This is a genomic window from Novacetimonas cocois (assembly GCF_003311635.1).
GTDB lineage: Bacteria > Pseudomonadota > Alphaproteobacteria > Acetobacterales > Acetobacteraceae > Novacetimonas > Novacetimonas cocois.
The window spans coordinates 130,143-141,922 of record NZ_QEXL01000006.1 but is presented as its reverse complement, the minus strand read 5'-3'; the positions used below and the strand labels follow the sequence as shown (position 1 = coordinate 141,922).

Sequence of the window (11,780 nt, the reverse complement as noted above, 5' to 3'; positions counted from 1 at the left end):
TCCTGACAGGTCATTCGCCCGCCTGCCCCCTTTGGGGATGGCAGGCGGGCGAAATCGTATCAGACAGCCTTTTTCAGATTGGGGCTCGCCTTGAAACGGACGGTCTTGCCGGCCTTGACCTTGACCGGCTCGCCCGTACGCGGGTTCAGGGCCTTGCGGGCCTTGGTCTTCTTGACGGTAAAGGTACCGAATGACGGCAGGGTAAAACCGCCCTCGCGCTTCAGTTCCTTGATGATCGCTGCCATCAGGTCCGAAGCAGCCTGGTTGGCGGCCACACCAGTGCAATCGATCGAATCCTGAATCACTGCGGCAATAAAGGCTTTGCTCATCGAGACTGTCTGCTCCTTTCAAACCATGCTGTATAAAATAACGCCATGTCCTGATCCCGACATGAAGGGGCATGGACCATCATGATCAGGCGGTCGCGGCTTGTAACGCGGCATGTGAACTTACGCCAGAGGTTTTTTGTCATTACATGCCAATGTTGCTGTTCCAGTCAGCAAAAGCCGCCGCCCTTCCCGAATTTCCCGATATGATACAGACTTTGAGGAAGCTGCAATCAGTCATATCGATTCTGTATCATTATTTCATATGACTGTCATCTTTCCAGATCGGATGGCCGGGCATTTTCCCTGTGGCTGGTTTCCCCATTCCTGATGGATACAAAAAATCCGTCCCGCCCATTCATTGGCCGGAACGGATCATGCGCGGATTGTCCGCCCGCGACAGGCCATCAGCCCACGGACCGTGGCTTACGGCTTGAAGTTCTGGGTGCTCAGGTCCGTTACGCCAACGAATGTCACATGCGTATGGTCCGACAGGGAAATGGTCGTGTTCCCACCCGCGACCGTCGCATTGGCGATCATGTCCTGCAGGGACGCCTGCGTCATGTTGTAGCTCGACAGGTCCACGATATTGCTTGTGGACTTGCCAAAGTCCTTGATGATGTCCTGACCGCCCGCATGGCCCTTGATGAAGACGAAATCATTGATGCCATTCGCACCCGACAGCGTATCGTTGCCACTGCCACCGATCAGGGTATTGCTGCCGCTGCCGCCGATCGCGTTGATGTCGCCCGTCGAATTCGCGCCATTGAACAGTTCGCTGCCCGATCCCTGGCTGCCATCGAAATCGGTATAGGTATCGTCGCTGGCGGTAATATTCAGCGCATTCTCGCCCGCCGCGCCGTAAATCGTGCTGCGCCACGCGCTGACGGTGGCACTCCCGCGGGCATTGAGGAAACTCAGGCAGCCATCGACGCTGATGTCCCCGCCGGTGGAGTTGTTGACCGTCAGGAAGCCGCTGGCGGAAATCGTATCGCCCGTCCCGCCGGACAGCGACTGCTGCTCCACCAGATCCTCAAGGCCGTACAGGCCTTCCTGATTGTCGAAGGTGATATGTTCATCCGTGCCGCCATTGACGACGCTGCCGCCGTGTACGGTCACGTAATTGCCGGATCCGGAATCGGTCAGGTTGGCCTTGGCGCCAAGGTCCAGGCTCGCACTGCCCGAAACGGAACTCTGCGTTTCCAGATCGACGGTCTGCGCGCCCGTATTCTGCGCATAGACCGTATCAGCCCCCTGCAGGTTCAGGGTGTTATTCGCTGAATCGAGGTAGATCGCGGCCGCCCCGCCCTGTCCGGCGTTGATGGTGTCCTGACCGCTGCCGGTGCTGATGGTGTCGCGTCCGCCCCCGGTATTGACGACGTAATCGCCCGACCCGCCCTTGAAGACATCATTGCCTGACGACGCCGTAAAGACACCCGACTGGCTGCCGGCGGTATAGGTCACGCTTCCCACGTCGCCCGCGATGACGTTGACGGATGTCGTGATGCCGGTCCCGTCCACGTTGACGGGCTGGCTGAGCGTCTGGCCGTTGGGGCCGCCAATCACGACGCCGGCGTCGCTCCCCTTCAGGGTATAGGTGCCACCGGCCGTAATATCGGTATAGGTATTCGCGACGGTGGCGGTATTCATGCCCGGCGTCGCATTGACGATGTAATCGTTTTTCAGCGTGGCGGTAATCTGTCCCGCGTACTGCTGCGCAAGGCTGGTGACATATGCGCCGCTGGTCGCAACGGATACGGTTGAACCTTCCGCACCCGTGATGGTTACAGCTCCCATGCTTTCCGCTCCCTGTTCCATGTTGCGGGCATGGGCTGTGCGCCCCGCCACCAACCAGTTCCAATCCGAAGCGGAAGATGCGCGCGTCCCCAAACGCCCACGCATACCCCGCTCGCAATGGAATCGTCAGCGCCGCCAGCAGCGGACGCCCGATCCCGCAGGAACGAATACACAGATGGAGGTTAACAATTCTCGAATGTCCCCTGACTTCCGTAACGGTTCTGCAGGGGCGTCATTGCGGGGAACGTTATTTTTCGGGAATGGTGCGCTCGATTTCCTCGATCCACAGCCGGGCATTCCCGTCCGACGGCGCGCGCCAGTCCCCGCGCGGCGACAGCGCGCCACCGGCAAGGACCTTTGGCCCGTTGGGCATCGCGGACCGCTTGAACTGGCTGAAACCAAAGAAACGTTCGACGAAAACCAGCAGCCAGCGCCGTATCTCCGCCAGGTCATATTCCGTCTTGCGATCCTCGGGGAAGCCGGGCGGCCACGCCCCGCGGGCGCGATCCCCCCATGCATGCCATGCCATGAAGGCAATCCGCGACGGGCGGAAACCATGGCGCAGGATATAGTACAGGTTGAAATCCTGCAGGGCATACGGGCCGATTCGGGCCTCCGTGCTCTGGATCGGCTGGCCTTCATGCGCGGGGATCAGTTCGGGCGAAATCTCCGTATGCAGGATGTCGCGCAGGATATCGCAGGTCCGCTCCTCCTCGTCCCCGTGGGACATGACCCAGCGGATCAGGTGCTGGATCAGCGTCTTGGGCAGGCCCCCATTCACGTTGTAATGCGACATCTGGTCGCCCACGCCATAGGTACACCACCCCAGCGCCAGTTCCGACAGGTCGCCGGTGCCGATCACGATGCCCCCCGACTGGTTCGCCAGCCGGAACAGGAAATCGGTGCGCAGGCCGGCCTGCACATTTTCAAATGTCACGTCATACACGGCCTCCCCCCCGGCAAAGGGATGGCCCATCTGTTCAAGCATCATCCGCGCGGTCGGCCGGATGTCGATTTCCTTCGCGCTTACGCCCAGCGCCTCCATCAGGGCCAGCGCGTTGGAGCGGGTTTCCGTGCTGGTGCCAAAGCCGGGCATGGTATAGCCCAGCACCGAATCACGCCCCAGCCCCAGCTCATCTGCCGTCCTGACCGCGACCAGCAGCGCATGTGTGGAATCGAGGCCGCCCGAGATGCCGATCACCATCCGTCGCGCGCCGGATGTCTTCATCCGCTGCTTCAGGGCGGATACCTGAATGGTAAAGGCCTCGTAACAGTCCTGCGCCAGCTGCTCCGGCGCGGACGGCACGAAGGGGAAACGCGCGATTTCACGCCGCAGCCCCAGATCACGCATTGGCGGGTCAAGGACGAACTCCACCCGCCGCCACTGCGCGTCATGCACCTGCGTCGCGCGGCGATTGTCGCCAAACGTTCCCATCCGCATGCGTTCCTGCCGCAACAGGTCCAGATCGATATCCGCCACCGCCCGGACGGGCCCTGTGGGGAAACGGTCGCTCTGTGCAAGCACGCCACCATTTTCGAATACCGAGACCTGCCCATCCCATGCCAGGTCGGTGGTCGATTCCCCCTCGCCCGCCGCGGCATAGACATAGGCGCACAGACATCGCGCGGAATGGGCCTGACACAGCAGCGTCCGGGTCTGTGTCTTTCCCACGGTGATGTCGCTGGCGGACAGGTTCGCGATCACCGACGCCCCGGCCAGGGCTGCCTGCGTGCTGGGGGGCTGGGGCACCCATATGTCCTCGCAGATTTCAACCGCCAGCGTCAGGCCCGCAACATCGTGCGCCGCGAACAGGAGGTCGGTCCCGAACGGGGCTTCCTGCCCGCCGACGCGGATATGTCCCCCGCGCATCCCCGCGCCGGGGGAAAACTGCCGCGCCTCGTAAAACTCGCGATAATTGGGAAGGTAGGATTTGGGCACCACGCCCAGCACGCGGCCACGATGGATCACGACGGCGCAGTTGTACAGCCCGTCCCCATGCCGCAGCGGCGCGCCGACAATCATGACAGGCAGCAGGTCGATGCTGCCCGCCGCCAGTTCGGCCACGGCCGCGTCCACCCGGTCCAGCACAACGTCCTGCTGGCGCAGGTCCTCGATCGCGTATCCCGAAAGCCCCAGTTCGGGAAACACGCAGATCGCAACGCCCTCGTCATCGCAGGCCTGGGCCTGCTGCAGGGTGCGCAGGACGTTGGCCTGTGGATCGGCAAGCGCCACCGGCAGGGTGCAGGCCGCGACCCGCGCGAAACCATGACGATAAAGCGCGTGAAAATCGGTCATGAAAACTGCCTCTCCCTGCTCCGCCATCTCCTGCCGGATGCCCGCCAGTGCCCGTGGATGGGCAGGCCGGCACGACACCAGATGTAATCGCGCGCGCCCCGACCTACAAATTACGGCGCTTCACGATATGACCATCGCGATGAACTTCACCTGTCCTGAAACATTCATGACAGTAGATGGTGGCGTACCGCCCGCGGGCACCCCATTGCAAAACACCAACTGAAGGAGTGCGGACATGGACCTGTTACGCTGGACCATCACCTTCCTTGTCCTGGCCCTGATCGCAGCGGTCTTCGGCTTTGGCGGGATTTCATCGACCTTCGCCTATTTTGGCAAGGTCCTGTTCTTCATCTTCATCATACTGTTCGTCATTGGATTGTTTTTCGGCCGCGGCCGCGGAAGCGTCCCTTGACCTTCAGGCCCCGGGGCACCAGCGGCAGCAGGGCAAGGGCATAAAGGCCGCTCATCGCCGTCATCGACACCGGCAGCCACGCAATAAGGTACGTCGGGGCATCACATGGCTTTGCCGGGCGGACAGGCATGGACGCCAGCCGCTCGGCAAAAGTGCCGCCATGGAACGTGGGGGCCATGCATTCCGGCAGGGGACTGGGCCACCATCCCTGCTCCACCCCAACATGCAGCACCGACAGCCCGCATGAAACCAGCAATACGGGCATGCAGCACCACAATGCGGTACGGGCGGCGTCACGCGGCAGGACCATGGCGCCCAGACCCAGCATGATCAGCACGCGATAGGGCCAGCGTTCCCACAGGCACAGCCCGCAGGGGACATGCCCCAGCCCATGTTCCGTCCACCAAGCCAGCGCCAGCGCAAGCGAACCCGCCAGCGCCATGACAAATCCTGTACCTCTCATCATCCCCTTACGAAGAGACGGAAACAGGTGCCCCGTCAAGCGCCCGCAGGAAATCATTGGCCCAGCTGACGGCCGTCGTGCGGCAGACTTCCTTTTCCAGCGCGGTCCAGCGGGTCTGACGTTCCGGACGCTGCATCGTCAGCGCCTGATGCAGGGCATCGGCGATTTCATCGGTATCATAGGGATTTACCAGCACCGCCTCATCCAGCTCGGGGGCAGCACCGGCGAAGTGCGACAGGATCAGCACGCCGGGATCGGCCGGATCCTGCGCCGCGATATATTCCTTCGCCACAAGGTTCATGCCATCGCGCAGCGGCGTAATCAGCGCCACGTCCGCCATGCGATAGAAACCGGCAAGGACATCGCGCGAAATCGGCCGGGTGATATAGCGGATCGGCGTCCAGTCGAATTCGGAATAGGCGCCGTTGATCCGCCCCGTCAGTTCGTCCAGCTGACAGCGCAGCTGACGGTATTCCTCGACATTGCCGCGTGAAATCGGCGCGACCTGAAGGAAGGTGACCTTGCCGCGATGTTCGGGATAACGCGTCAGCAGCGCCTCATACCCCTTGAAACGTTCCGGCAGGCCCTTGGAATAGTCCAGCCTGTCCACACCCAGCACCAGCGCTGCGCCACGCAGGCTGTCGCGCAGGCGGCTGACCTCCGTCCCCTTCATGCTGGCTTCGGCCTGCGTGCGGAATTCCACCGGGTCGATGCCGATCGGGAACGCCTGCGCCCGTTCGGCCATGTTGTTCATGCGCAGCGCATGGTTGAGGTTTTCCGCGTCCTCGGGCGTCTGCACGCCCACCAGATCATAGGCCTGCATGTCCTCAAGCAGCAGCTCCGCCCCCGGCAGCGCCCGCACGAGGCTCCACGGTGGAAAGGGGATATGCAGGAAAAAGCCGATCCGGCACTTCACCCCAAGGTCACGCAGCGCCTGTCCCAGCGGGAACAGGTGATAGTCATGGATCCAGATCGTATCGTCGGGTCGTAGCAGCGGACGCAGCGTGCGGGCGAACATGGCATTGACACTGAGGTACATTTCCCAGTCCAGCCGGGAATAGTTCATCAACCCGACACGGTAATGGAAAAGCGGCCACAGGATGCCGTTGGAGAAATTCTGGTAAAACCCGGTATGCTGCGCCGTGGTCAGGTCAATGGTGGCATAGGTGACATTGCCCACCCGGTCGATCGCGGGCGTCGGATCACCCGACATTTCCGGCACCTGACGGCCCGACCACCCGAACCACAGCGCATCGCCCTGACGCAGGGCATCCTTCAGCCCCACCGCCAGGCCACCGGCGGGCTGGTTACGCTCCCTTGGCGCGGGAACGCGGTTTGATACGATAATCAGACGCCCCATACGTCGTTCCCCCCGCCCGACAGGGCCGCAAGCCATGCCCGCACCGCGGCGGGATCAGGGAAATCGCGCGGGATGCGAAAACCCATCCCGCCCAGCGCGACCGCCGCGCGGATCCCGTCCTCGTCCGTCACGTCGTCACCGATGAAAACCGGGTAACGCCCCACGAATGGCGCCGCCGCCATCAGGTCGCGCACCGCATGCCCCTTGTCGATGCCCGCAGGGCGGATTTCCCACGCCATCTTGGCTTCCTGGATGTGAAAGCGCGGATCCGTCGCGACCCATGCCTCCGCCGCGTGGCGCAGGGCCGGACCGGCGTCGGGCGCGCCACGGAAATGCAGAACGACCGCCGCCTTCTTCCGTTCGATCCGCACGCCGGGATATTTCGCCGCAAGCTCGTCCGCCTGCTTCAGCCACGCGGCCGGCACGGCGGGCAGGTTGGCGCGCTGGATCGGCGCGCCCGGACTGCGACGGATGGCAATCCCATGCTCCCCCGCCACGGCATAGGGCACGTCGCCAAGGAAAAAGTCGATCTGGTCAATGGGACGTCCTGAAATGACCGCCACCGCGTTTCCGCATTTCCTGCGCAGCCGCCGCAACGTCGCCAGCAGCCCTGCCTGCACCTTGACCGATTCGGGGGTCGGCGCGATTTCCACCAGCGTACCGTCGAAATCCAGCAGGAAAGCCGTCCTGTCAGGAGGGGGCAGATCGCCGCTTCTGGGCAGGAAAGACATCAGGCTCATAATGGTTCAGACCTCCGGGAAACCGAACGGACGGAAAAAAAGACATGAACGCGCGACAGCAGGAGCCATCTCACCCGTTCATATCGTGTCGGACCATGCTCACATATCAATGCAGCAAGAGTGGGGCAGCCCCGGAATTATTATCCTCGGGCGGGGACGCGGGGGGTATGGGCGGCGGCGCGGCCGGATGGGCCGGTGGGGGCGAAAGGGGCACGGGCGGCAGTGGCGCATCCGGTGACGATGGCGACGCGGCCTGCGCCGGCTGCCCCGGCGTGGCGGGAACGGGGGCGTCGGGCGATGCGGCCTGCTGCTGCACCACGGCAAGCGGCGGTGGCACGGGCGCGACATCGTCGCCGCCACATCCGACCACCTGCACGTCGTAAAGCGGGTTCTGGAACACGCCGATGGCGGGTTCCTGCGTCAGCATCCATCCATCGAATGCCACCATGCCCTCATGCGCGTCATGCACCGTCAGTGACGCCGCCGTATCCGCCGCAAGGGTGGGGGGACGTTCCAGACAGGCACGGGCATGCAGTGTCAGGCTTTTGTAAGTCGCATCCTGCCCGGCGGGGATATTGATCACCTGTACATGCGCATCGAGCTTGTCGAGGATGCGCACCACCGCGACAGAACGTCCCTTCCATGTATCGGGCGGATACATCGGGGGCGGTGCCAGCCACTGCGTATCGGCCAGCGCGGGAAACGGAACCACGGCCATCCCGCCCATCAGGGACAGCACACAGGCGACGGCACGCATCCGCCGCATCATGCGTGGGGACTCCGCATCCTGCCGACCAGTTCAATCAGGATACGCCGCATCTGCGCCTCATCCACACCCATCAGGATCGCATCCTCGAACGCATCGCGCATGACATCATGCAACTCGACATAATTTTCCCGCAGGACCACCAGCTTCTCCCGACATGACACGGGTTCCCCATCCGGCTGGGGCCAGATCACGGGCACCGCATCATCATCACTGTCACCCGGACCGCCGTTACCCTGACCACCGTTACCCTGGGCCATGCTTACGGTCCCTCATGCGCGGCGGGGGCGGCGGACGCGCCATCCGGCGACGCGGGATTGGCGGGCGCGTTGCTGCCGGCGGGGGCCTGCTGCTGCGCATGGGCGCGCGCCTGATTGGCCTGCGTCAGCGTATCGGTGACCGAGAATATGAACTTGCTGAGCAGCTGTTCCAGACTGATGGAGCCCTGCGTTTCGCCGATCGTGGCCCCCGGGCGCAGCATCTTGTCATCCCCGCCGGGGGAGAGCGCGATATACTTGCCGCCCAGCAGGCTGTCGCTGGTGATGATCGCCGCCGTATCGTCAGGCAGCTTGATGTCCGGCCGCACCGTAAAGGTCACGCCGGCGGAAAATGTCCGCGGATCGACATGTTCATCGACCACCTGCCCCACGGTGATGCCGGCAAGCCGCACATCCGACCCGATGGACAGGCCATCGATATGCCCGAACGTCGCATTCAGGCGATATCCGCTTTCGGCAGGGCGGCCCTTGTCGATCACGGCGTAGGCCAGAAAGCCCCCCAGCAATGCGAGGATTGCAAACCCCGCCACAAGATCCGCCGGTTTCCGTTCCGGACGTGCTGAAACCGCAGCCACCATAACGCGATGCTTTCCCAAAATCGATCGGCACCACCCATAACAGGTTATGCCGAACGTTTCACCCTTCGGGGAACCATGCCTCATAATCGCTGGTGGTTGAAGCCCGCTGGCCGCCGCGATAATCGCTGCCGGGGGGGCGATAGGCCTCCGGCGTGCCGGTCTGGTTGGGCTGGTAGGGGATCTGCCACGACTTGCGCGCGCTTTCGGGCAGGGGGGCGTCATCAATGTGATGCAGCCAGCCCCACCATTCCGGCGGAACGGCGGACGCGTCCTCCCCCTTGTGATAGATGACCCAGCGTTCGTGCCGCTTCAGACCTCCACCGGTCCGGTTGGCCGTGCGGGCCTCATAATAGCACCGGCCATCGGCATCCTTGCCAACCAGCCGGCCCTTGAATCGGGTGTATATACGGGTGCCGAGATTTGCCATGCCCCATAGCCTAGTGGCATTTTCGCCGAACGCGGCGTCACATCTGCGGGATCAGGAACGCCCGCGTCACGCGCATGGCGTCACACCCCGCACGCATCGCGCTTCCACTTCACGCAAAGTTATCCCCCATATCCACGATATACAGTGGAATGTATAGCGCCGACTCCCGCCCGGACGGGTTCCGGCGGCACGTCGCGGGGGGATAAAATGCCCCCATGACAGCACGAAGCCACTGGAACGGCGTTCGCATGCGCACCGTGCAGGCCGCCGCGGACCCCGACGATGCACCACGCACCGTTACCCTTCCCGCCGACTGGGACGATACGGCGGCCGAGGCGCTTGCGCGCCTGACGCCGGGCCACCGTCCCGTCGACCTCGCGCAGGAGGCGGCGCGGTGGATCGACGACCTGTGCGCGGGCGATATCGCGCGCCCGGTCATCGAACCGGTCGCGCGCTCCCTTTCATGCCTGCTCCTGCTGCGGCAGGCCGCCCCGAGCGAGGCCCTGTGGCACGGGCATTTCGACCGGCGGGCGGGGTTTGTCGTCAACCTGGCGGCATTCGTGCATCCCGACATCGGATTCCGCGCCGACGATTTCGTCGCGGCCCTGCGCCTGATCGCGCGCGTCCTGCGCACCATCGCCCGGCAGAAGGCGGGCCAGCGCAACGGGGAACTGCCGCTGGGTGATGGCGCGCTGTCCGCAACGAACGTCCCGGCGACCGATGACGTGGCATCGGGGCATGCGATGGTCGCGGGGGAAATCCTGCTGACCAACCTTGACGCCTGCCTCGCGGGGCTGGGGCTGGATTATGACAGCGAGGGCGCGCGCGACGCGGCATGCAGCCTTGTCGCGCTGGCGACGCTGGTCGCCCACGCGGGCGAAGGCGCGGATGCGCTGCCCCTGCCCCCCGTGCGCAGTGTCGTGCCCGGCGTCAACCAGATCGCGCGCGCCGTCTGGCAGGATGCGGCGGTGGAAACCGAACACCCCATGTCGCGCGTCGAAACCGGCTTTTCCGCGCCCGGGCCGATCGACGCCCTGCTGGGGGTGGAGGCGTGTGGCCTTGCGCCGGCCTTTTCCCCCCTGCGGCCCGACGGGCGGCTGGCGACCAGCACGCTGGCGCGTCTTGCCTGCCGTGGCCTGACGCTGGAGGCCGCCTTTGCCGCCATGCTGGCGGGCGAAACCGTGCTGCCCCTGCCCGATGCCGCCTCCCACCAGGCGATGTACCGCGCGCTGGCGGGGTTCATCGACCGCATGCCGCCGCGCCCCGATTCCGTGCGCGATACGTTGCAGACCCGCGCGGCGCTGGAACGCGGCGTCCGTCGCCCCCTGCCCCCCCGCCACGGTGGCTTCACGCAGAAGGCCAGCGTCGGTGGCCACCGGCTGTACCTGCGCACCGGCGAGTATGAGGACGGGACGCTGGGCGAGATTTCCATTACGCCCACGCGCGAAAGCCCGATGACGCGCGGCCTGATGGACAGTCTGGGACAGGCCGTCAGCATCGGGCTGCAATATGGCGCACCGCTGGAAATCTATGTGGATGCCTTTGCCTACAGCCATTTCGGACCGGCCGGAACGGTGGAAGGCGACGCGGTTGCATCCTATGCGACATCCATGCTGGATTACGCGTTCCGGGCATTGTCCGATGCCTATCTGGGGCGCAGGCTGCCTGATGCCCCGCATGAGGACGACCTGACCCCGGCGCCATCGCCGATGCTGCCGCTGGACCTGCCGGCGCGGGCGCATTCGGGCGATGACAATGACGAAACCCCGCCACCGCGCCGCGGCAGGCTGCGGCTGGTTGTATAAGGGGCGTTCGCGCGCCCTGAACATTCGCGCCACGAAAACCCACGGAGAAAGCCGATGTCCGCACATACCCCCGAAGAACGCCTCCGGCAGCTGGGCATTGTCCTGCCGACGCCGGCGGCCCCCGTCGCCAATTACGTCGCCGCCGTCATCAGCGGCTCCTCCCTGATCGTCTCGGGGCAGCTGCCGCTGGTGGACGGACGGCTGTATGCCAGCGGAAAGCTGGGCGACAGCGTCGCGGTCGAGGTCGCGGTCGAGGCCGCGCGCTACAGCATGGTCAACGTGATCGCGCAGGTAAAGGCGGCGATTGGCGACCTCTCGCGCGTGCGGCGCGTGGTGCGCCTGGGCGGATTCATCGCCTGCACGCCCGATTTCACGCAGCATGCGAACGTCATGAACGGTGCATCCGACCTTGCCGTCGCGGTGTTCGGCGATGCGGGACGCCATGCGCGCTCCACCGTGGGCGTGCCGTCCCTGCCGCTGGATTCGGCGGTCGAGGTCGAGGGCCTGTTCGAAATCGCCTGATCCACGCCCG

12 protein-coding genes and 1 pseudogene are annotated in these 11,780 nt (G+C 64.3%); 3 read left to right on the top strand and 10 right to left on the bottom strand.

What is annotated here, in order from left to right; genetic code table 11:
• Positions 1 to 59 precede the first annotated feature (59 nt).
• The 3 genes from NJLHNGOC_RS06070 to NJLHNGOC_RS06055 all read right to left on the bottom strand — a co-directional run bounded on the left by NJLHNGOC_RS06070 (position 60) and on the right by NJLHNGOC_RS06055 (position 4,419).
• A complete protein-coding gene (locus tag NJLHNGOC_RS06070) occupies positions 60 to 329 on the bottom strand; it encodes an HU family DNA-binding protein (protein ID WP_110527733.1) in 270 nt (89 codons plus the stop codon).
• Positions 330 to 752: 423 nt separating this feature from the next.
• The gene (locus NJLHNGOC_RS06060; RefSeq protein WP_165837856.1) at positions 753 to 2,123 is read right to left on the bottom strand and encodes a hypothetical protein; all 1,371 of its coding nucleotides are present in this window, start codon (positions 2,121 to 2,123) and stop codon (positions 753 to 755) included.
• Positions 2,124 to 2,370: 247 nt separating this feature from the next.
• Entirely contained in the window at positions 2,371 to 4,419 is a 2,049-nt protein-coding gene (locus NJLHNGOC_RS06055) for an NAD(+) synthase (protein ID WP_113595563.1), read from the bottom strand.
• A 235-nt stretch (positions 4,420 to 4,654) separates the two neighbouring features.
• Between NJLHNGOC_RS06055 and NJLHNGOC_RS06050 the strand changes: the two genes are divergently transcribed.
• Entirely contained in the window at positions 4,655 to 4,831 is a 177-nt protein-coding gene (locus NJLHNGOC_RS06050) for a DUF1328 domain-containing protein (protein ID WP_003617451.1), read from the top strand.
• Here NJLHNGOC_RS06050 and NJLHNGOC_RS06045 read toward each other — a convergent pair.
• The 7 genes and pseudogenes from NJLHNGOC_RS06045 to NJLHNGOC_RS06015 form a co-directional block, all read right to left on the bottom strand.
• Positions 4,788 to 5,273 carry a disulfide bond formation protein B gene (locus NJLHNGOC_RS06045; RefSeq protein WP_113595562.1) on the bottom strand — a complete coding sequence of 162 codons (486 nt, stop codon included), beginning with the start codon at positions 5,271 to 5,273 and terminating at the stop codon, positions 4,788 to 4,790. The two genes, NJLHNGOC_RS06050 and NJLHNGOC_RS06045, sit on opposite strands and share 44 nt — an antisense overlap.
• A 28-nt stretch (positions 5,274 to 5,301) precedes the next feature.
• Positions 5,302 to 6,654 (bottom strand): alpha,alpha-trehalose-phosphate synthase (UDP-forming), encoded by a 1,353-nt coding sequence (locus NJLHNGOC_RS06040; RefSeq protein ID WP_113595561.1) that lies wholly within the window; start codon positions 6,652 to 6,654, stop codon positions 5,302 to 5,304.
• Complete coding sequence (otsB, locus tag NJLHNGOC_RS06035) at positions 6,642 to 7,394, bottom strand: trehalose-phosphatase (protein ID WP_113595560.1); 753 nt, start codon at positions 7,392 to 7,394, stop codon at positions 6,642 to 6,644. The genes NJLHNGOC_RS06040 and otsB overlap by 13 nt, the downstream gene beginning before the upstream one ends.
• A gap of 106 nt (positions 7,395 to 7,500) precedes the next feature.
• A complete protein-coding gene (locus tag NJLHNGOC_RS16595; protein WP_113595559.1) occupies positions 7,501 to 8,163 on the bottom strand; it encodes a DUF2155 domain-containing protein in 663 nt (220 codons plus the stop codon).
• Positions 8,160 to 8,420, bottom strand: a complete 261-nt coding sequence (locus NJLHNGOC_RS06025; protein ID WP_165837855.1) for a hypothetical protein — start codon at positions 8,418 to 8,420, stop codon at positions 8,160 to 8,162. The genes NJLHNGOC_RS16595 and NJLHNGOC_RS06025 overlap by 4 nt, the downstream gene beginning before the upstream one ends.
• Positions 8,421 to 8,422: 2 nt before the next feature.
• The gene (gene mlaD, locus NJLHNGOC_RS06020; RefSeq protein WP_113595558.1) at positions 8,423 to 9,016 is read right to left on the bottom strand and encodes an outer membrane lipid asymmetry maintenance protein MlaD; all 594 of its coding nucleotides are present in this window, start codon (positions 9,014 to 9,016) and stop codon (positions 8,423 to 8,425) included.
• Between the two features lie 58 nt (positions 9,017 to 9,074).
• Positions 9,075 to 9,452: pseudogene (locus tag NJLHNGOC_RS06015) on the bottom strand (NADH:ubiquinone oxidoreductase subunit NDUFA12); the annotation flags it as partial.
• 206 nt (positions 9,453 to 9,658) lie between these two features.
• On the opposite strand from NJLHNGOC_RS06015, the gene NJLHNGOC_RS06010 reads away from it, so the two are divergent.
• Together NJLHNGOC_RS06010 and NJLHNGOC_RS06005 are read left to right on the top strand one after the other, a co-directional pair.
• Positions 9,659 to 11,248 (top strand): TSCPD domain-containing protein, encoded by a 1,590-nt coding sequence (locus NJLHNGOC_RS06010; RefSeq protein WP_113595557.1) that lies wholly within the window; start codon positions 9,659 to 9,661, stop codon positions 11,246 to 11,248.
• Positions 11,249 to 11,302: 54 nt separating this feature from the next.
• The gene (locus tag NJLHNGOC_RS06005) at positions 11,303 to 11,770 is read left to right on the top strand and encodes a RidA family protein (RefSeq protein ID WP_110527768.1); all 468 of its coding nucleotides are present in this window, start codon (positions 11,303 to 11,305) and stop codon (positions 11,768 to 11,770) included.
• Positions 11,771 to 11,780 lie beyond the last annotated feature (10 nt).